The organism is Romboutsia sp. 1001216sp1, from assembly GCF_039841805.1.
GTDB lineage: Bacteria > Bacillota > Clostridia > Peptostreptococcales > Peptostreptococcaceae > Romboutsia_C > Romboutsia_C hominis.
Genome location: NZ_JBDPHA010000007.1, coordinates 156531 through 178507, shown reverse-complemented (window position 1 = coordinate 178507; position 21977 = coordinate 156531). Strand labels below are relative to the sequence as shown.

At 29.6% G+C, this 21977-nt stretch carries 22 protein-coding genes; all 22 read left to right on the top strand.

What is annotated here, in order from left to right:
- Positions 1 to 351 precede the first annotated feature (351 nt).
- The 22 genes from ABHC41_RS09070 (at position 352) to ABHC41_RS08965 (ending at position 21974) form a co-directional block, all read left to right on the top strand.
- Complete coding sequence (locus tag ABHC41_RS09070; RefSeq protein WP_195237816.1) at positions 352 to 1452, top strand: DUF4178 domain-containing protein; 1101 nt, start codon at positions 352 to 354, stop codon at positions 1450 to 1452.
- Between the two features lie 12 nt (positions 1453 to 1464).
- Entirely contained in the window at positions 1465 to 1887 is a 423-nt protein-coding gene (locus tag ABHC41_RS09065; RefSeq protein WP_092925649.1) for a DUF350 domain-containing protein, read from the top strand.
- Positions 1887 to 3410: a polyamine aminopropyltransferase gene (locus ABHC41_RS09060; protein ID WP_092925651.1), complete on the top strand. Its 1524-nt coding sequence runs from the start codon at positions 1887 to 1889 to the stop codon at positions 3408 to 3410. Before ABHC41_RS09065 ends, ABHC41_RS09060 begins: the two co-directional genes overlap by 1 nt.
- A 527-nt stretch (positions 3411 to 3937) precedes the next feature.
- On the top strand, positions 3938 to 4138 hold the full coding sequence (locus ABHC41_RS09055; RefSeq protein WP_207733559.1) for a 4Fe-4S binding protein: 201 nt from the start codon (positions 3938 to 3940) through the stop codon (positions 4136 to 4138).
- Positions 4139 to 4150: 12 nt separating this feature from the next.
- Positions 4151 to 5299: a 2-oxoacid:acceptor oxidoreductase subunit alpha gene (locus ABHC41_RS09050; protein ID WP_271893096.1), complete on the top strand. Its 1149-nt coding sequence runs from the start codon at positions 4151 to 4153 to the stop codon at positions 5297 to 5299.
- Complete coding sequence (locus ABHC41_RS09045; RefSeq protein ID WP_271893094.1) at positions 5281 to 6093, top strand: 2-oxoacid:ferredoxin oxidoreductase subunit beta; 813 nt, start codon at positions 5281 to 5283, stop codon at positions 6091 to 6093. The genes ABHC41_RS09050 and ABHC41_RS09045 overlap by 19 nt, the downstream gene beginning before the upstream one ends.
- Before the next feature lie 18 nt (positions 6094 to 6111).
- Complete coding sequence (locus ABHC41_RS09040; RefSeq protein WP_092925659.1) at positions 6112 to 6645, top strand: 2-oxoacid:acceptor oxidoreductase family protein; 534 nt, start codon at positions 6112 to 6114, stop codon at positions 6643 to 6645.
- A 65-nt stretch (positions 6646 to 6710) separates the two neighbouring features.
- The gene (locus ABHC41_RS09035; RefSeq protein ID WP_166505487.1) at positions 6711 to 8381 is read left to right on the top strand and encodes a methylmalonyl-CoA mutase family protein; all 1671 of its coding nucleotides are present in this window, start codon (positions 6711 to 6713) and stop codon (positions 8379 to 8381) included.
- A gap of 20 nt (positions 8382 to 8401) precedes the next feature.
- Positions 8402 to 8800 (top strand): cobalamin B12-binding domain-containing protein, encoded by a 399-nt coding sequence (locus ABHC41_RS09030; protein WP_092925663.1) that lies wholly within the window; start codon positions 8402 to 8404, stop codon positions 8798 to 8800.
- 13 nt (positions 8801 to 8813) lie between these two features.
- Positions 8814 to 9752 carry a methylmalonyl Co-A mutase-associated GTPase MeaB gene (gene meaB, locus ABHC41_RS09025; RefSeq protein ID WP_166505486.1) on the top strand — a complete coding sequence of 313 codons (939 nt, stop codon included), beginning with the start codon at positions 8814 to 8816 and terminating at the stop codon, positions 9750 to 9752.
- A gap of 9 nt (positions 9753 to 9761) precedes the next feature.
- Positions 9762 to 10172, top strand: a complete 411-nt coding sequence (gene mce / locus ABHC41_RS09020; protein ID WP_166505485.1) for a methylmalonyl-CoA epimerase — start codon at positions 9762 to 9764, stop codon at positions 10170 to 10172.
- Between the two features lie 49 nt (positions 10173 to 10221).
- Positions 10222 to 11769 (top strand): carboxyl transferase domain-containing protein, encoded by a 1548-nt coding sequence (locus tag ABHC41_RS09015; RefSeq protein ID WP_271893091.1) that lies wholly within the window; start codon positions 10222 to 10224, stop codon positions 11767 to 11769.
- A 14-nt stretch (positions 11770 to 11783) separates the two neighbouring features.
- Positions 11784 to 12167, top strand: a complete 384-nt coding sequence (locus ABHC41_RS09010; protein ID WP_166505483.1) for an OadG family protein — start codon at positions 11784 to 11786, stop codon at positions 12165 to 12167.
- A 21-nt stretch (positions 12168 to 12188) separates the two neighbouring features.
- Positions 12189 to 12578 carry a biotin/lipoyl-containing protein gene (locus ABHC41_RS09005; protein ID WP_207733558.1) on the top strand — a complete coding sequence of 130 codons (390 nt, stop codon included), beginning with the start codon at positions 12189 to 12191 and terminating at the stop codon, positions 12576 to 12578.
- A 187-nt stretch (positions 12579 to 12765) separates the two neighbouring features.
- Complete coding sequence (locus tag ABHC41_RS09000; protein WP_243240021.1) at positions 12766 to 13917, top strand: sodium ion-translocating decarboxylase subunit beta; 1152 nt, start codon at positions 12766 to 12768, stop codon at positions 13915 to 13917.
- Positions 13918 to 14079: 162 nt separating this feature from the next.
- The gene (locus ABHC41_RS08995; protein WP_166505481.1) at positions 14080 to 14847 is read left to right on the top strand and encodes a class I SAM-dependent methyltransferase; all 768 of its coding nucleotides are present in this window, start codon (positions 14080 to 14082) and stop codon (positions 14845 to 14847) included.
- A 107-nt stretch (positions 14848 to 14954) separates the two neighbouring features.
- Positions 14955 to 16283, top strand: coding sequence for a DUF389 domain-containing protein (locus ABHC41_RS08990; protein ID WP_166505480.1), 1329 nt, complete (start codon positions 14955 to 14957; stop codon positions 16281 to 16283).
- A 194-nt stretch (positions 16284 to 16477) separates the two neighbouring features.
- The gene (locus ABHC41_RS08985; protein ID WP_166505479.1) at positions 16478 to 16858 is read left to right on the top strand and encodes a hotdog domain-containing protein; all 381 of its coding nucleotides are present in this window, start codon (positions 16478 to 16480) and stop codon (positions 16856 to 16858) included.
- A gap of 160 nt (positions 16859 to 17018) precedes the next feature.
- Positions 17019 to 18461, top strand: a complete 1443-nt coding sequence (gene nhaC / locus ABHC41_RS08980; RefSeq protein ID WP_092925681.1) for a Na+/H+ antiporter NhaC — start codon at positions 17019 to 17021, stop codon at positions 18459 to 18461.
- 611 nt (positions 18462 to 19072) lie between these two features.
- Positions 19073 to 19876 (top strand): enoyl-CoA hydratase-related protein, encoded by an 804-nt coding sequence (locus tag ABHC41_RS08975; RefSeq protein ID WP_195237811.1) that lies wholly within the window; start codon positions 19073 to 19075, stop codon positions 19874 to 19876.
- A gap of 11 nt (positions 19877 to 19887) precedes the next feature.
- Complete coding sequence (locus ABHC41_RS08970) at positions 19888 to 20730, top strand: 3-hydroxybutyryl-CoA dehydrogenase (RefSeq protein ID WP_271893085.1); 843 nt, start codon at positions 19888 to 19890, stop codon at positions 20728 to 20730.
- Positions 20731 to 20789: 59 nt separating this feature from the next.
- Positions 20790 to 21974, top strand: a complete 1185-nt coding sequence (locus tag ABHC41_RS08965) for an acetyl-CoA C-acetyltransferase (RefSeq protein WP_195237810.1) — start codon at positions 20790 to 20792, stop codon at positions 21972 to 21974.
- The last annotated feature ends 3 nt before the right edge of the window (positions 21975 to 21977 follow it).

Sequence of the window (21977 nt, the reverse complement as noted above, 5' to 3'; positions counted from 1 at the left end):
TGAAAATCCAACTATATATGAGGTTAAAATAATTATAGAAGAAACTAATATAGATTTAGAAACTATAATAGCCTATTATAGAGGTGGACTAGATGAAAGTTTATTATGTGAGAATATACATAGACAAAAAAGAAGTAGAAATAGTTAATGTAAAATATATAATAATTATGATTAAAATATCCCATATAAGTTTTGCTTATATGGGATATTTTAAAGTGCATCTAACATTAAAAAACTTAAATAACAAATATGGATATATAAAGAGAAATTTGTATACAAATCTTAAAAAATGAAATTTTTATATGATATAATAAATATATGGTAAAATATGTAAAATAGGGGGGTGAAATTATGGTTAATGCTAGTTTTAGGCAATTAGAAATAGGGCAAAGGATAAAAATAAAATCTAATGTATATAAAATAATTTCTTATATAGTATACAAAGATGAAGAAGGTTCAACTTTTATAGAATACGAAATTTTAAGCGATAATAATAGCGTATTATGGTTAAGTGTTGGAATAAGTTATGATTATTTATATTTATTTAAAGAAACCCATCAAAAATCAGAAAACACATTATACAAGTCGGGATACAAATTAAAAGAAGACTTAAAAGCAGAAGTTACAAACTTTTATAAAGCAGATGTAGATTTATATGAAAAAGTAGTATTTAAAGAATATGAACATAAAGAATCTAAAAAAATATTTTCAGTAGAAATTTGGGAGGATGAAGTTACCTATTGTGAAAGCATTGAAGTAGATAATATAGAAATACTACAAGATGATTACATAGAAGAAAACAATCCTAAAAAAGAACAGAAAAAAGTGCAATATCTAAAATATGCTTTATTACTTTCAATACCTATAATTATATTAATAGTATATATGTTTATAAGTGATAAAAATTTTATACAAAACTACCTTAAAAATAACTCATCAAAATATACTTATTACACATCTATAACTTCAGATGCTAATAGTAAACTAAAAGCAGATGTATATTATACATCTATGTCCATGGATGAATCAGCAAAAGATATAATAGATAAAGCAACAACTTTAATAGAAGAAGTTCAAAGTAGTGATGATGAGTATAGTGTGGCTATACTTACAAAGGATGAATATGCTGTAGTTTATATAGGGATGGATGATAAGACATATATACAAGTATGTCCTAGAGAATATATGTATGTTAGCAACAATGATCTATATAATACAAGTCACTCTTCATCAAATGTATATTATAGAGATTTTTATTATACATTTGGATATAGAAATGACTACAGCAAATACAAAAGAAGAATATCTCCATTTAATACTTATAAAGGAAACATAGTCTCTCAAGATTTTAATAATAAATACAGAGAACTACAAACTTCAAATCAAAGTGTTAAAAGAGGTAGTGTATTTTCAAGAACATCATCTGGTGGTGGACTTAGTAGTGGTAAATAATAGGAGGAATATATGGAAGGTATTTTAGGAACGATAATCTATTCAGTAATAGGTTTTATACTTATGTTAGTTGGAAACTTTTTAGTAGACTTGGCTATACCTTGTCACTTTCCAACAGAAATAAAAAGAGGAAATAAAGCAGTAGGATATATAAGTGCAGCATCATCAATAGCAGTAGGAATACTTTTAAGAAGTGTTATAGCATCTCCAGTTAATCAAAATACAAATACAACAATACTACAAGATTTAACTTCAACAGTTATATACTTTGTACTTGGAATAGTACTTTGTATATTAGGTTACTTATCAATGTTAGTATTTAATAAAAAATATAACCTAAATGAAGAAATTGGAAATGGAAATAGTGCAGCAGGACTTATGGTTTCAGGAATATTTATAGGTCTTGCTATACTAATTAGTGGTGCTATACAGTAATGGTAAATAATAAATTTAATTACAAGATTTTAATGCTTACAACACTTATAATATCAGGCTGTTCGATAGTGTATGAACTTTTAATAAGTGCTGTAGGCTCATACTTATTAGGAGATAGTATAAAGCAGTTTTCTATAACAATAGGGCTTTATATGTGTGCTATGGGAGTAGGTTCTCATATTTCAAAATATGTTAAAAAGAACCTATTTGACTTTTTTGTATTTGTTGAAATAGCTGTCGGTATACTAGGAGGAATATCTTCATTAATACTATTTTTATCCAATGTATATATAGCTTCTAGTGAATTTATTATGTATATACAGATAGTTCTAATAGGAACTTTAGTAGGACTTGAAATTCCTATACTTACAAGAATTATAGAGGAAAATTGTGATAATTTAAGAGTAACTTTATCAAATGTATTTAGCTTTGATTATATAGGAGGACTTATCGGCTCACTTTTATTCCCATTATTTTTACTTCCTACTTTAGGGTATTTTGCTACATCTTTTTTAGTGGGAACGATAAACATAGTAATAGCTATAGTTATAATTCATAATTATAAAAGTTATATAAAAAATATTGAAACGTTTAAGATAGTCTCATATATATCATTAGTATTTATGTTTTTAGGAGTATTATATTCTGAAAATATATCTCAAAGTATTGAAAATTCACTATATCGTGATAGAGTTGTATTATCAAATCAAACGCAGTATCAAAAGATTGTTATGACAAGACACAAGGATGATTTAAGGTTATATTTAAATGGGAACATACAGTTTTCATCTAAAGATGAATATAGATATCATGAAGCATTAGTTCATATACCTATGGGAATAGTTAAAAATCATGAAAATGTATTGATACTAGGCGGAGGAGATGGACTTGCAGTTCGTGAGTTATTAAAGTATGATGATATTAAAAATATTACTTTAGTTGACATAGATAAAGAGATGGTAGATTTGTGTAAAACAAACCCACTTATAACTGAGATTAATAAAAACTCTTTATCTAGTGAAAAAGTAAATTTGGTATATGAAGATGCTTTTGAATTTTTAGAAAATACTAAAGAGGTTTATGATGTTATAATAGTTGATTTGCCAGACCCTAACAATGATAGTTTAAATAAATTATATACTAATATATTTTATAGACTATGTAAAAATGCATTAACTCAAAATGGAGTAATGACCGTTCAATCCACTAGCCCATATTACGCTAGAAAAGCATTTTGGAGTATAAATAAAACTTTAAAATCTGAGGATTTTAATGTATATCCATATCATGTGCAAGTGCCATCTTTTGGAGAATGGGGATTTAATCTTTCTTCAAAACAAGAGTTGAATTTGGATGATATTAAGGTTAATGTAAGTACCAAGTATTTAAACAAGGGTTCTATTGAGAGTATGTTCAATTTTGCACAGGATGAAGTTATCGATATTGAAAGTATTGATACTAATACTTTATCTCATCCTAAACTTATAAATTATTACGAAGAATCGGTTAAAAATTGGAAATAGTACGGGAGGAGTTTATGTCTATTACATATGAATTTTTTTCCAAGTATTTAATATATTAATATGGATATTAATTCCTATTGCTATATATAAATTTATAAAAAAATATAAAGAAAAGAAAGTATTAATAAATAGTAAAATTTCTAATTTAGAGAAAAGAGTTAATGAATTAGAAAATAAATAGTATAAGTTTAATCATATAAAAATACCATTAGCATAAATTTATGTTGATGGTATTTTTTTTATTCTAAGTATATAGAAAACATAAGTTAATTAATTTTATAAAAATAAAAAGTTGCTATAAATATATTTAAAATTTTTACCTTATATTATGTATTATTATTTTAGTAAAAGTTAAGATGGTATTCTTTTGAATTACTTCATATTTATTCGAGATAAAAGAATATACAGCAATCCAAAAGAATATATAGGAATAGAGTGAGAGTTAAAAATATTAGAAACTATAAAAGATAATTAGAAATATATATTTAATATCTTCAAACATTAAGACTATAAGGGGAGGGAGAATATTGCCTGGTAAGAAACTTGTGCTAAACGAAAAGTGGTGCAAAAGTTGTGGAATCTGTGTGGAATTTTGTCCGAAAGATGTATTAAAACTAGAAAATAGTAAGGTACAAATACAAAAAGAAAAAGATTGTATTTTTTGTGGATTATGTGAACTTAGATGCCCAGATTATGCTATATATATAGCACAAACTTCTGAGGATTAAAGAGGTGAGAATATGTCTAGGAAAGTAAAGTTATTACAAGGAAATGAAGCTTGTGTACATGGGGCACTTTATGCAGGTATGAAATTTTTTGCAGGGTACCCTATAACACCATCTACTGAAATAGCAGAAATTTCATCGTTTATGCTTCCAAGAGTAGGAGGTAAGTTTATTCAAATGGAAGATGAAATAGCATCTATGGCTGCAACTATAGGAGGATCAATTGCAGGACTAAAATCAATGACAGCTACTAGTGGACCAGGTTTTTCTCTAAAGCAAGAAAATATAGGGTATGCATGTTTAGCTGAAGTACCATGTGTTATTGTTGATGTTCAAAGATGTGGTCCAAGTACAGGGCTTCCAACATCTCCAGCGCAAGGTGATTTAATGCAAGCTAAGTGGGGAACTCATGGTGACCATCCAATAATAGTATTATCTCCAATAAGCGTTAAAGACACATTTGATATGACAGTAAAAGCATTTAACTTTTCAGAAAAATACCGTACCCCAGTTATATTACTTTTAGATGAAGTTATAGGACATATGAGAGAAAAGGTAGAAATACCAGAAATAAATGAATTAGAAGTGATAGATAGAATAAAAGTTACAGCATCTAAAAAAGACTATAAGGCTTATGATTCAAATTGCTTGGTACCTCCTATGGCAAATTTTACAGATGGTTATAAATATCATGTAACAGGACTTATGCATGATGACGTAGGGTTTCCAACTAACAGCATAGAGAAAACAAAAATATTAATGGATAGACTTATAAGAAAGATAGAATGTAACTTAGATGACATATTAACATATGAGGAATATAAAACAAAAGATTGTGAAGAACTTATAGTTACTTTTGGATGTATGAGTAGATGTAGCAAAGATGCAGTAAATATACTAAGAGAAGAAGGCATAAAAGCTGGACTTTTAAGTATAAAGACGGTATGGCCATTTCCTGAAGAAAAGATGAGAGAAATAAGTAAGCAAGTTCAAAATATATATGTACCTGAATTAAATAGTGGACAAATAAGGTTAGAAGTAGAAAGGGTAAGTTCAAAAGACTGTAATATTTATGGAATCAACAAATATAATGGAGATATTATAACTCCAGAAGAAATTGTAGATAAAATATTGGAGGTAAAAAGATGCCTAGTACAGTCATAGAAAATAATTTTAGAATGGATAGACTGCCACATATATGGTGTCCTGGATGTGGTCATGGGATATTAATGAGATCTATAGCTGTAGCTATAGAAGAGTTAGGTCTTATTAAGGAAAATGTTTGTATAGTATCTGGTATTGGATGTTCATCAAGGGCATCTGGATATTTAAACTTTAATACACTTCATACTACTCACGGTAGAGCATTGCCATTTGCAACAGGTGTAAAATTTGCAAGTCCTAATATGCATGTTGTAGTTATAACTGGTGATGGTGACTGTAGTGCAATAGGAGGAAATCATTTAATACATGCTTGTAGAAGAAATATAGATATAACAGCAATAGTATTTAATAATAATATATACGGAATGACAGGCGGTCAATACTCTCCAACTACTAACACTAATGATTTATCCACAACAGCACCATATGGAAATATTGACAGACCTTTTGATATATGTGAGCTAGCAATAGGAGCAGGAGCTACATTTGTTGCAAGGGCTACAGCATATCATGCAAAGCAAATGATAGATTATATTAAAAAAGGAATAAATCATAAAGGATTTTCTTTAATAGAAGGAATGAGTTTGTGTCCAACATACTATGGAAGAAAAAATAAGAAAGGGTCAGCAGTATCCTTAATGAATTTATTAAAAGAAAATTATTTAGATGTATCTATTAAAGATAAATTACCCAAAGAAAAATTAGAGAATAGATCATTTTATGGAGTATTTAAAGATAGTGTTATGCCAGAGTATACTGAGGAATATGAAAAAATTTTAAATAAATTCAAGTAAGTATAAGGAGATTATATTATGAGAAAAGAAGTTAGGCTTAGTGGTTCTGGTGGTCAAGGACTTATTCTAGCAGGTGTTATACTTGCAGAAGGCTCTATACTTTCAAATCTAAATGCAGTACAAACCCAATCATATGGGCCTGAAGCTAGAGGGGGAGCTAGTAAGGCTGAAGTAATAGTAAGTGATGAAGAGATAAATTTTCCAAAGGTAAGAAAAGCTGACATGCTATTATGTTTAACACAAAAGGCATTTGATGAATATTATCACACAGTAAAAAATAATGGAATTATAATTTTAGATTCTTCTATTGATGAGAAAGATATAATTAATGATGATAAAATTAAGGTATTAAAATTACCTATTATATATACAAGCAAGTATGAATTAAAAAAAGAAATGGTAGCTAATATGGTAGCACTTGGAGTAATATGCAATATGATACCAGAAATAGATACAGAACAAGTAAAAAAATCTATGTTAAGTAGAGTTCCAAAAGGAACAGAAGAATTAAATGAAAAAGCTTTTGAAAGAGGAATTTCACTATCAAAATAAATTAAAAGTTTAATAAAATATTAAAATATTTTAATTTTATTAATTAGGTATAGGGGGGGAAGCTTATGACAAATAACAAAGATGAGATACAAGTAAACTTAAAAAAATGGGAAGAAAATAAGGTTAATAAGAGTTTAAGTAAATTTTCAGAAAGAAAAGAAATATTTACATTTGATACAGGAGAAGAAGTAAAAAGACTATATACACCAATTGATGTAAATATGGACTATGAAAAAGATTTAGGTTATCCAGGGCAATATCCATTTACAAGAGGTGTTCAACCTACAATGTATAGAAGTAAGTTTTGGACTATGAGAATGTATGCTGGATTTGCAACTGCTGAAGAATCAAACAAAAGATACAAATATTTAATAGAACAAGGTTCTATGGGACTTTCAGTAGCATTTGATTTACCAACTCAAATGGGATATGACTCAGATGATGATATATCTGAAGGTGAAGTAGGCAAAGTTGGAGTTTGTATAGATTCATTAGCTGATATGGAAATATTATTTGACTCAATACCACTAGATAAAGTATCAACATCGATGACTATAAATGCACCAGCATCAGTTCTTCTTGCAATGTATATAGCAGTAGCCAAAAAGCAAGGTGTAAGTGCTAATAAGTTAAGAGGAACTATTCAAAACGACATATTAAAAGAATATGTAGCAAGAGGAACTTATATATTCCCTGTAAAGCCTTCTATGAGGCTAATAACTGATATATTTGAGTATTGTTCAAAAGAGGTACCAAAATGGAACACTATAAGTATATCAGGGTATCATATAAGAGAAGCTGGAGCAAATGCAGTTCAGGAAGTAGCATTTACTTTAGCTGATGGTATAGCCTATGTTAATTCTGCTATAGAAGCAGGACTTAATGTTGATGATTTTGCGCCAAGATTATCATTTTTCTTTAATGCACATAATAATTTATTAGAAGAGGTTGCAAAGTTTAGGGCAGCAAGGAGATTATGGGCAAAAATAATGAAAGAAAGATTTAATGCACAAAATCCAAAATCATGGTCGCTTAAATTTCACACCCAAACGGCAGGTTGTACACTAACTGCACAACAACCAGAAAATAATATAGTAAGAGTAGCAATTCAAACATTAGCAGCAGTTCTTGGAGGAACACAATCACTTCATACTAATTCAAAAGATGAGGCATTAGCTCTACCAACAGAAGATTCAGTAAGAGTAGCACTTAGAACGCAACAAATAGTGGCAAATGAAAGTGGAGTAGCAGATAGCATAGACCCACTAGCTGGTTCTTATTATGTAGAAAGCTTAACTAATAATATAGAACAAAAGGCTTTAGAATTAATAAATAAAATAGACAACTTAGGAGGAGCACCACAAGCCATAGAAAAAGGATTTATTCAACAAGAAATAATGGATAGTGCATATAGATATCAAAAAGAAATAGAAAATAATGAAAGAATAATAGTTGGAGTAAATAAATTCCAGATAGAAGAAGAAGCTCCAAAGGGACTTCTCAAGGTTGATCCTATGGTTGGTGAAAGACAAAAAGAAAAGATAAGAAAATTAAAAGAGAGTAGAGATAATGAAAAAGTACAAAAAAACTTAGAAGCTTTAAGAAAAGCTTGTAACTCCAATGAAAATATAATGCCATATATACTAGATGCAGTAGAAAGTTATGCCACATTAGGGGAAATATGCAAAGTTATGAGAGCTGAATTTGGTGAATATAAACAAACGGTAATGATATAGTGATTTAAGGAGGAATACAAATGAGACCAATAAGAGTATTAGTTGCAAAACCAGGCTTAGATGGACATGACAGGGGAGCTAAAGTAATAGCTAGAGCACTAAGAGATGCAGGGATGGAAGTTATATACACAGGCCTTCGTCAAACTCCATATCAAATAGTTCAAGCTGCAATCCAGGAAGATGTAGATGTTGTGGCTATGAGCATACTATCTGGTGCACATAATCATTTATTACCAAAGGTCGTAGAATTATTAAGATCTGAAGAGGCAGACGATATTTTGGTAATAGGTGGAGGCGTTATTCCAGAAGAAGATATACCTTTTTTAAAAGAAAAAGGTATAGCACAAATTTTTACACCAGGAACTCCAACAACAGTTACTATAGAGTTTATAAAAGAAAATCTCAAAAGAGAATTATAATAAAGGTGAAATTATGAGTGATATAGTAAAAAAAGTTATAGAAGGTAAAAAAAGGGATTGTGCTAGGCTTATTACTATTGTAGAAAATGAAATAAATGGATATGAAAAGTACCTAAAAGAAATATATAAATATACTGGAAGGGCTTATATAGTGGGAATAACAGGCCCTCCCGGTGCAGGAAAATCTACAATGACGGATAAGTTAGTAAAACACATAAGAAGTAAAGGAAACAAAGTCGGTATAATTGCAATAGACCCAACAAGCCCTTTTACAAAAGGAGCAATACTTGGAGATAGAGTAAGAATGAATGATTTAAGCTTAGACAAAGGTGTATTTATAAGGTCTATGGGGACAAGGGGTAGCCTAGGTGGTCTATCAAATGCAACACAATCTGCTGTAAAAATACTTGATGCTTATGGGTGTGACTTTATATTTATAGAAACTGTAGGAGTTGGGCAATCGGAAATCGATATAGTAAAAAACTCTGACACTACACTTATGATTATGGTTCCAGGTCTTGGAGACGATATACAAGCAATAAAAGCTGGTGTTATGGAAATTGGAGATGTATTTGTTATAAATAAGGCTGATAAGGATGGAGCGAAAAAAACAGCCTTAGAAATAGAAATGATGCTTGATTTTAAAAAAGATTGGAAATTTAGACCACCGGTAAACTTATGTGTAGCAGAAACTGGAGAAGGTATAGATACTACTTTTAAAAATATAATAAAGCATAAAAATTATTTAGAAAGTAGTGGCGAACTAACTAAAAAAAGATTTGAGCGAAACAAATTAGAAGTAAAAGAATTAGTACAAAGAAAGATTTCAAAGCTCGTTAAAGAACTAGAATATACAAACGAAGTCAATGAGCTTTTAGATAAAACTATAACTAAGGAAATAGATATATATTCGCTTAGCGATATATTAGTTGAAAAGATAATTAATGATTAGGAGGAAACTATGGAAATATTAAAAGTAGATCATGTGGGGATAGCTGTAAATAACTTAGAAGAAAGTTTAAAATTTTATGAAGATGTATTAGGAATAAATTGTGAAGGTACAGAAATTATAAATGAACAAAAAGTCAGAGTAGCATTTTTACCAGTTGGAGATACTGAACTTGAATTACTAGAATCAACTACTGAAGATGGACCTATAGCTAAATTTATAGATAAAAATAATGGACGCGGTGGAATACAACACGTAGCAATAAGAGTAGATAATATAGAAAAAGCAATAGAAGAAGTTAAAGCTAAAGGGTATAAAATGATAGATGAAGTACCGAGATATGGAGCAGGAAATGCAAAAATAGCTTTCTGTCATCCAAAAGGAACTGATGGAGTGTTACTTGAGCTAAGCGAAAGAAAATAAAATTTGCTTTACCATTTAATACATTAACTAAAGTTTTGGGGGTGGTTTTGTGTCACAAGAAAAGTTAAATCTACTTTATGAAAAAAGAAGTAAGATAGAACTAGGAGGTGGGCAAAAGAGAATAGATAAACAACATGCATCAGGAAAATTAACTGCAAGAGAAAGATTAAATTTATTATTTGATGAAAATACTTTTGTTGAATTAGATGCATTTGTAAAACATAGATGTTCAAATTTTGGTATGGAAAAACAAGAAGTACCAGGTGAAGGTGTAATATGCGGATATGGTAAAGTTGAGGGGAGATTAGTTTGTGCATTTGCACAAGATTTTACAGTACTTGGTGGGTCTTTAGGTGAGATGCATGCTAAAAAAATAGGCAAAGTTATGGATATGGCACTTAAAGTTGGAGCTCCAGTAGTAGGGCTTAACGATTCAGGAGGAGCTAGAATACAAGAAGGCGTTGATGCATTAGCTGGATACGGAGAGATATTTTATAAAAACACAATAGCATCGGGGGTAGTACCACAAATATCTGCAATTATGGGTCCTTGTGCAGGAGGTGCAGTATATTCACCGGCACTGACAGATTTTATATATATGGTAGATAAAACTAGTCAAATGTTTATAACAGGTCCACAGGTTATAAAAACAGTAACAGGTGAAGAAGTTAGTGCTGAAAGTTTAGGTGGAGCATCTACTCATAATACTACTTCTGGAGTAGCTCACTTTATAGCAAATAACGATGAGGATTGTATACAACAAATAAGAAAACTGCTTAGTTTTTTACCATCAAACAACTCAGAGAAAGCTCCAATAATAGATACAATAGATGATGCCAATAGAAAAAATGATATATTAAACAGCATAATTCCAGATGATGCCAAAAATCCATATGATATGAAAGAAATAATATATGAAATAGTAGATGAGTGTGATTTCTATGAAGTCCAACCATATTTTGCACAAAATATGATAACTGGATTTGCAAGAGTAAACGGAGAAAGTATTGGTATAATTGCAAATCAACCAAAAGTTATGGCAGGATCACTTGATATAAATGCATCAGATAAAAGTGCAAGGTTTATAAGAACTTGCGATGCTTTTAATATTCCGATAATTACATTAGTAGATGTACCAGGATTTTTACCAGGAACATCTCAAGAGTATGGAGGGATAATAAGACATGGTGCAAAAATGCTTTATGCATATAGTGAAGCTACAGTACCAAAAATAACTTTAATAACTAGAAAAGCTTATGGTGGTTCATATCTTGCTATGTGTTCAAAAGATCTGGGAGCAGATATGGTACTTGCTTGGCCAAGTGCTGAAGTTGCAGTTATGGGACCAAGTGGTGCAGCAAATATAATATTTAAAAATGATATAAAAAATGCCCAAAATCCTAAAGAAATGAGAGCAGTTAAGATAAATGAATATAGTGATGAGTTTGCAACTCCATACAAAGCAGCAGAAAGAGGATATTTAGATGATGTAATAGAACCTGCATACTCAAGAGTAAGAATAGCTGATGCACTTGATACATTATCATCTAAAAGAGAAGAAAGACCGCCTAAAAAACATGGAAATATACCTTTATAGGAAGGTGGTAATATATGAATATTAGTCAATTATTAGAAACTTTAAAAGATCCTACAATAACATTATCAATAGGAGAAACATTATTAGCAGGTGTTAGTGTAGCATTACTGTCTATGAGCGTAGTTTTTATAATTTTATTAGTTATAACAGCTATAATAAAGTTACTTCAAAGTGAAAAATCACAAGCTAAGCTTAAGGATAGTACTGAGAAAGAAACTATGACAGAAAGTAATGAATTTAAAAAAGATGAAAGTATAGAAGAATTAGTATCCGTAATAACTGCAGCAATAGCAGCTTCAACTGGAAATAGTACAAATAATATAATAGTAAGAAAAATATCTAGGACTAATAACTCAAAAACAAATTGGGAAAGAATGACTAAAAGTACTACTAAATAAAGTAGCAGGGGGAGTTTAATAATGATAAAAAAATATAATATAACAGTTAATGGAAATACATATGAAGTAGAAGTAGAAGAACTAAGTAGCGTAGCGAGTCATATTTCAAAAGTACCACAAGCACAAAGTACACACCAAATAGATAAAGCATCTAAAGTACAAAATAAAGCTCAATCATCACCTAAAGCCTCAAATAGTTCTGGTCAAGTAAATGCTCCAATGCCAGGAACTATATGCGATGTTAAAGTCAAAGAAGGAGATAGTGTAAAAAAAGGTCAAGTTTTATTAATACTTGAAGCTATGAAAATGGAAAATGAAATAATGGCAGATTCTGACGGAACAGTTACATCTGTTAATGTTTCAAAAGGAGCATCTGTAAGTGTTGGAGATATACTTTTATCTATAAAATAGTACTTTAGATTATAATAAAACTACAAATACTTTATATTACATATAATTTGAGCAAAAGATTAAGATAGAGGAGAGTTTTTATAGTACGTAAAATCAAACTTATCAGAATAGGGAAAATTACAATTTCCTAGAATAGAAAAAGGGGGACTTACCCGTGATAGAAGTTATAAATAATTTTATTTCATCTATGGGGATTGTTAATATATCATGGCAACAAATAATTATGATTTTTATTGCTTGTATTTTATTATATTTAGCAATAGCAAAAGAATTTGAACCATTATTATTAGTACCCATAGCTTTTGGTATGTTACTTACAAACCTTCCGTTGGCAGGTGTTATGAATGGGCCAATATCATCAATTAGTAATTTAGAATTAACAAATGAAGCTATAAATGGAACTATAAATACTAAATCACCAGGAGGACTTTTACATTATTTATATCAAGGTGCAAAGCTTGGAATATTTCCACCACTAATATTTCTAGGTGTAGGAGCATGCACAGACTTTGGGCCATTAATAGCAAATCCTAAAACCATGTTACTAGGAGCAGCAGCTCAATTTGGGATATTCTTTACATTTATAGGAGCATTACTCTTAGGGTTTACTGGGCTTGAAGCATCATCAATAGGAATAATTGGTGGAGCTGATGGACCTACTGCAATATACTTAACGACAAAGTTAGCATCTCACTTATTAGCACCTATAGCAGTTGCTGCATATTCTTATATGGCACTAGTACCAATTATTCAACCACCGATTATGAAAGCTTTAACAACTAAAGAAGAAAGAAGTATAGTTATGACACAATCAAAGTTGGTGTCTAAAAAAACAAAAATAATATTTCCAATAGCAGTAACAATAGTAGTATCACTATTATTGCCATCAGCAGCTACATTGATAGGACTTCTTATGTTTGGAAATTTACTTAAAGAGTGTATGGTTACAGATAGATTATCAGATACTGCAAGTAATGCTTTAATGAATATGATAACTATATTTTTAGGATTAGCAGTTGGAGCATCAGCAGAGGCAGAAATATTTTTAAGCATGCAAACTATAAAAATATTTGTACTTGGTATAATAGCATTTAGTATAGGAACTGGATCAGGTGTATTATTTGCAAAATTAATGAATAAATTTAGCAAAGATAAAGTAAATCCACTTATAGGAGCAGCAGGAGTATCAGCAGTTCCTATGGCTGCAAGGGTTGCTCATAAAGTAGCACAAGAAGAAAATCCAGGCAATTTCATACTTATGTATGCGATGGGACCAAATGTTGCTGGAGTTATAGGTTCAGCAGTAGCGGCAGGAATACTTCTTAGTTTATTTGGATAAATATATTTAGTAGACGAAGGATATCTCTAAAAGTTTTAAGAATTAAAAGAGATATCCTTTTTTAGTTAAAATATGGTATTTATATTTAATTGTATAAATTTAAAAAATTTGATGAGAAAAATTATAGGAATTGTTAGTAATTATAATAGAGGAGGGAGATATATGGATATATTAAAATATAATAGTAATGCTTGGGATAATGAGGTTAAAAAAGGAAATAAGTGGACAATGCCTGTAAGTAGTGAAGATGTAGATAAAGCAAGAAATGGAGAATATAAACTATTATTAACACCAACAAAATTAGTACCTAAAGAGTGGATAGGGAACATAAAGGATAAAAAGGTACTTTGCCTAGCATGTGGTGGAGGACAACAAGGACCAATTTTTTCTGCACTAGGGTCAAATGTAACCGTATTTGATAATAGCAAAGAACAGCTATTAAAAGATGAGCTTGTAAGTAAAAGAGATAATCTTAAAATAGATTTAGAACAAGGTGATATGAGAGATTTATCAAGATTTGAGGATGAAAGCTTTGATTTTATATTTCATCCAGTATCAAACACATTTATAGATAATATAGAAAAGACTTGGAAAGAGTGCTACAGAGTACTTACAAAGGGTGGTGTGCTAATAGCTGGATTTACAAATCCTATAGTATATATATTCGATTTATATGAATGGGAAAAAGGTAATTTAGCAGTAGCAAACACTATACCTTATTCAGATATAAAGCAACTGCCAAAAGAAAAACTAGAAGAATTTATAAAAAATAAAGAACCTTTAGAGTTTGGGCATACACTTTATAGTCAAATAGGAGGTCAAATTGAAGCAGGTTTTGTAATAGGTGGATTTTATGAAGATAAGATAGAAGATGATATATTAGGAAAATATATAGATACTTATATAGCTACGAAGGCAATAAAATTATAAATAATATATATAATATAGATTAGAAATCTAATTACTTGCAAATTGTACCATAATATAGTAAATTTAAATATATTAAATAGGACATTATATAGCTCAGGAGGAAATTTATGAAATTTAGTAAAGAAAATTTTATATATGAATTTACTAGAAACCAAGCCACCAATGAGGAGATACATGAAAACATATTAGAAGGAATGAATGTACACGGTGCAAACTTTATAATACTAATATGTGCAATAATAATAGCATCTGTTGGACTTAATATGAACTCTACTGCAGTAATAATAGGTGCTATGCTTATATCACCACTTATGGGTTCTATTATAGGTATAGGCTATGGTGTAGGTACTTATAATTTAAAGTTATTAAAAGAAGCTTTTAAAATACTAACAATATCAGTTTTTATAAGTATAATAACATCTACATTTTATTTTTCAATAACACCAATAACAACAGCAGGTAGTGAAATATTAGCAAGGACTAGTCCAACTATATGGGACGTTATAATAGCTTTTGTTGGTGGTATAGCAGGAATGGTTGGACTAACTCGTAATAAAATTAGTAACGTAATACCGGGAGTTGCTATAGCTACTGCACTTATGCCACCACTTTGTACAGCAGGATATGGACTTGCTACTAAAAATTATCATATATTTCTTGGTGCAGGATATTTATTTTTTATTAATTGCTTTTTTATAATAACGTCAACTTTTATAGTTACAAAAGCATTAAATTTACCAGCTAGAACTAATTTAGATGATGAAAAACAACATAAGGTAAAAAGAATTATATTAATTACAGCTGTAATAGTTATGATACCTAGCGTATTTTCTGCACTTAATATGATACAAGAAACAATAGATGAAAGTAATTTAGATGCTTTTATTAATACAGAATTAAAAGATCAATATGTAATAGAAAAAAACATAAATACAAAAAATAACACTATAACTTTAGCATTAATTGGAGAAAAAATATCAAGAAATGAATTTAAAATTTTAGAAAATAATTTACATAATTATGGATTTAAAGATATGGATTTAATAATAAAGCAAGATGAAGGAAGCATATCTGATATAGAAAAGTATATATCTGATATAAAAAATCAAAGTAATATATTTATAAAGGATAATAATGTATCTAATAAGACAGGTGATATAAAAGAAGATACAAATGTGCAAGAAATATCAAAAGAAATAAAAGTTATTTATCCTCAGATAAAAGAAGTATATTTAGGATATGTAACTAGTGATACTAATAGTTCAAAAGAAGTACCGGTACTTATACTATATACAAATGATGAAACCTTAAGTAAAAGTATACCTACTATAGAAAACTGGTTTAAAGCTAGAACTAAAGAAGATGGAGTTAAAGTTTATGTGCAAATGATTTCTACAGAAAAAGAAACTAAAACTGATAATGAATATAAAAAATAAGACACTAATAATAAGTTAATCAACATGTAAAAAAGCACTAAAAATTATAATTATGATTTTTAGTGCTTTTTTACATGTTACAAAAGTAGTATTTTTTACAAATTAATATATAGTTGTTTATGTAATATATATCTAAGTCTATTTCATAGTATTTAGTAAAGGTTAAAAATTAAATTAAGGAAGGGGGCAAGTAAATGAAGTCTTTAATAAGAGTTAGGATAGGGAAAAATGATGCTAACTATGGCAAAAATGTAGTAGATAGTTCAAAGATACTTAAATTATTTAAAGATGCGGCCACAGAAATACTTATAAAGCATGATGGAGATGAAGGCTTATTTAGATCTTATGACAATATAGAGTTTTTAGCACCTGTATATGCAGGAGACTATATTGAGGTTAGTGGAGAATTAATATCTTTTGGAACCACATCTAGAAAAATGAATTTTGAAGCGAGAAAGGTTATACAATCAGCATCAGATATAAGCGATTCAGCAGGAGAGGTATTACTAAGACCTATAGTTGTATGTAAAGCTACTGGAACTTGTGTAGTTCCTAAAGATAAACAAAGGAAATAGATAAAAATATGAATTATTAAGTTAAATATTATAAAAGTTATAAATATAGAATTTATAGAGTTTATTATACATGAATATATTAAAAATAACTAAAGAATTGGTATAATTTTCAGAAAATTTAATATAGATTAATAAAATATAAAAATAAGGGGGGAATATTTTGAAAGCAAAACCAAAAACCCAGAGAAAGGCAACTCTTATAGAATCTATAATACCATTAATACTTTTAGTTATAGTATTAGCATATTCACTGATAAAACTCGATGCGGATCCACATATACCACTTATAATAGGTTCACTTGTGGTAGGTTGTGTTGGAATATTTAGGCTAGGGTTTAGCTGGAAAGAGTTAGAAGTAACAATACTTGAAACTATAAAGATGGCAATGCAGGCGATACTTATACTTATGATAGTAGGTACACTTATAGGAACATGGATACTAAGTGGAACAGTACCATCAATGATTTATTGGGGGCTTGAAATATTATCACCAGCAATATTCCTACCAGCAACTACAATAATATGTGCAATAGTATCACTTGCTACTGGATCATCTTGGACTACAGCAGGAACTGTTGGTATTGCACTTATTGGTATCGGGCAAGGCCTTGGAATGCCAGCTCCACTTGTAGCAGGAGCTATAATATCTGGGGCATACTTTGGAGATAAAATGTCACCACTTTCGGATACTACAAACTTAGCACCAGCAATGGCAGGATCAGAGCTATTTGAACATATAAAACATATGATATACACTACTGGACCAGCACTTATAATAGCACTTATACTTTATGGAATAATAGGTATGAAATATGCAGGCAAAGAACTTGATATGGCAAATATTGAACTTATAAGAAGTACACTTAGTGATTCATATAATACTTTATCACCGATACTATTTATCCCACCTATTTTAGTAATAATACTTGTCATATGTAAAGTACCAGCGATACCAGGATTATTAATAGGAACACTACTAGGTGGAATATTTGCATATTTCTGTCAAGGATCTAATTTAACTGATATAGTAGGAGCTGCTCATTATGGATATGTATCAGAAACAGGAGTAGCTGATGTTGATGCACTATTAAGTCGTGGTGGTCTTGATTCTATGATGTGGACAGTTTCACTTATATTATGTGCACTTAGTTTAGGAGGATTACTTGAAAAAACGGGAATGCTAGAGGCACTATCAAGTGCACTTTTGAGATTTGCAAAAGGTTCTTTTGGATTAGTTTTAGCTACTATAGTATCTTGTATAGGAGTAAATTTAGCGACTGGAGACCAATATCTATCAATAGTTTTACCAGGAAGAATGTATAAAAATGAATTTAGAAAAAGAGGATATCATCCAAAAAATTTATCAAGGGCACTAGAAGATAGTGGAACACTAACATCACCACTTATCCCATGGAATACATGTGGGGCTTATATGTGGGTAACTTTAGGAATTCACCCATTTGCTTATTTACCATTTGCATTTTTAAACTTAATAAATCCTATAATATCTTTAATATACGCAGCTACTGGTATAACTATAGAAAAATTACCTCCTGAAGAAATGGGAAAAGTTAAAGAAGAAATAGAAAAAGGTATACTATAAATAAGAAAGAGGCTATCTTAATTAAAGATTAGCCTCTTTCTTATTTATAGAAAATTTTCAAAAAAAGTCTATTTTCAAACTTTATATGACAAATTTTTATAAAAAAGAAGGAGTATAAGAGAAAGCGAAGAATATTTATATATAAAAAATAATATATATAAAATTTATTAATAAATATTAGGATAAAAATTTTTAATTAATAACAAATGATGCTTATTAATAATTATAAGTATATGTAATACTGACTTATATATAAAAAAAATAATATACAAAAAATGTAAAATATAAAGAGGTAATATGAAGAATAAAGTAGAATATTATATATTATAAAAAGAAAATGTAAAAAAATAAAAATAAAAGAAGGAATATAGAAATAAATACAGAATATAATACATAAGAAAATATTTATCCTAAAATTTTAGCTACAAATTAAAAATGTAAAAAAATAAAAATAAAAGAAGGAATATGAAAATAAATGCAGAATATTAAGAACATGAGGAAAAATTTGGTTCAAAGCTGTAATTATAAATCACTAAATTACTAAATTGCTAAGAGAGGAAATAGGACATCTGTGTTACTATTAGTAAATAGGATATAAGGATGGAAAAAATATGTTTAAAAATTTAATTTGCACTAAAGAGGGGAATATATACATAATTAATATAGCTAGGGAAGAATATTTGAATTCTTTAAATGAAGAAGTATTAAAAGAATTAGATATGGCTATTGATATCATCAAAAAAGATGAGGAAATTTATGTAGGTATAATAACAGGTCAAGGAAGAGCTTTCGTAGCAGGGGCAGATATAGAAGCTATGAAAGATATGAATTTTGAAGAAGCGAGAAGATTTTCAAAAACTGGAAATGACTTGTTTAGAAAAATAGAAAACTGCGAGAAGCCTATAATAGCGGGGATAAATGGATTTTGCCTAGGTGGAGGATTAGAGATTGCTATGAGTTGTGATATTAGAATAGCAAGCACAAAAGCAAAATTTGGACAAGTAGAAGTCAATCTTGGTATATTACCTGGATTTGGGGGAACTCAAAGGTTATCTAGAATAGTTGGAATAGGGAAAGCTAAAGAACTTATATACAGTGCCAAAATAATAAAAGCAGAAGATGCACTAAACATAAATCTAGTAAATAAAGTTACATCGCATGAAACTTTACTAGAAGAATGTATAGATATGGCAAAGCTTATTGCATCTAAAGGTCAACTTGCCGTAAGGTATGCTAAAAATGCTATAAATAAAGGGTATGAAATAGATATAGATAATGCTATAAATCTAGAAAGCTATCTATTTGGGCTATGTTTTGCAAGTTATGACCAAGAAGAAGGTATGAGTGCCTTTTTAGAAAAAAGAGATCCAAAATTTAATATACATTGTGATAAAAAAGTAAGCAGTTCATTATAGGGGGAAATATCATGAAAATAATGGTAATAGGAAGCGGTACTATGGGAAGTGGTATTGCAGAAGTACTTATATCTAATGGACATCAAGTAATACTTAGAGATTTAAACAATGACAGTATAGAAAAAGGGATTAAGTTAATAACAAAAAGTTTAGAAAGAAAAGTAGCAAAAGAAAAGATAAAAAAAGAAGAAAAAAATGAAATATTAAACAGACTTAATTCAACTATAGAATTAGAAGAAGCAAAAGATTGTGATTTAGTAATAGAGGCTATAGTTGAAAATATACAAATCAAAAAACAATTACTTAAAGAACTAGATGGAATATGTAAAGAAGAAACAATATTTGCAACAAATACATCATCATTGTCGATAACAGACCTATCAATAAGCACTAATAGACCTGAAAAAGTAATAGGAATGCACTTTTTCAACCCAGCACCAGTTATGAAATTAATAGAAGTAATAGATGGTATGCTAACATCAAAAGAAACCCACAATACGATATTTGAATTATGTAAACAATTAAATAAAACTCCTGTAAGTGTATCTGAAGCACCAGGATTTGTAGTTAATAGAATCTTAGTACCTATGATAAATGAAGCAATAGGAATATTTGCAGAAGGTATTGCAAGTGCAGAAGATATAGATAATGCAATGAAGTTAGGAGCAAATCATCCAATAGGACCATTAGCATTAGGTGATCTTATAGGTCTAGACGTATGCCTAAATATAATGGAAGTACTATATAGTGAATTTGGGGATTCAAAATATAGACCACATCCACTTCTTAAAAAAATGGTTAGAGGTGGCATGTTAGGAAGAAAAGTTAAAAAAGGATTTTATGATTATCAATAACTAATTATAAAATTCATTAAATAAATAAAAATAATTGATATTGTCAAGGGAGGAAGAATATGAGAGAAGTTGTTATAGTATCAGCAGTTAGAACTCCTATAGGTTCTTTAGGTGGGGCACTTAAAGATGTAAGCTCTGTAGAATTAGGAAGTATAGCGGCTAAAGAAGCAATAAAAAGAGCTAATATAAATCCTGAAATAATAGATGAGGTGTTAATAGGTAATGTATTAAGTGCAGGTCTTGGACAAAATGTAGCAAGACAAGTTGCTATAAAAGCTAATATCCCAGTAGAAACTCCAGCACTTGCTATAAATAAAGTCTGTGGTTCTGGCCTTAGAGCAGTTAGTATGGCAGCACAGTTTATAGCTCTTGGAGATTGTGATGTAGTACTTGCTGGTGGATGTGAAAGTATGAGTAATGCACCATATTTATTAAATAGAGGTAGATATGGATATGGACTAGGGGATAATAAAATAGTTGACTCTTTAGTAAATGATGGCTTAACAGATGCCTTTAATAATTACCACATGGGGATAACTGCAGAAAATTTAGCAGAAAAGTTTGGTATAACTAGAGAAGAACAAGATAAATTTGCTCTTTTAAGTCAGGAAAAAGCTAAACAGGCTCAATTAAACAATAGATTTAAGGATGAAATAGTTGAAGTTTTAATACCACAAAGAAAAGGTGATCCTATTGTATTTGATACTGATGAGCATCCAAAGCATAACACTACTATAGAAAGATTATCTAAATTAAGACCAGCATTTAAAAAAGATGGAACTGTTAGTGCAGGAAATGCATCAGGAATAAATGATGGTAGTGCTATGGTTATACTTATGAGTAGAGAAAAGTGTGATGAATTAGGATTAAAACCATTAGCAAGTATAGTTTCTTATGCTTCAGCAGGGGTTGATCCATCTATAATGGGTTATGGTCCAGTTCCATCAACAGAAAAAGCTCTTCAAAAAGCAAACTTAAACCTAGATGATATAGATTTAATAGAAGCAAATGAAGCTTTTGCAGTACAAGCTTTATCAGTATCAAAAGGATTAGACTTTGATATGGAAAAAGTAAATGTAAATGGTGGTGCAATAGCGCTTGGGCATCCAGTAGGAGCTAGTGGATGTAGAATATTAGTTTCTTTAATACATGAAATGCAAAAAAGAGAAGATGCTAACCTAGGACTTGCTACACTTTGTATAGGTGGTGGACAAGGCACTAGTTTAATAATAAAAAAATGCTAAAAT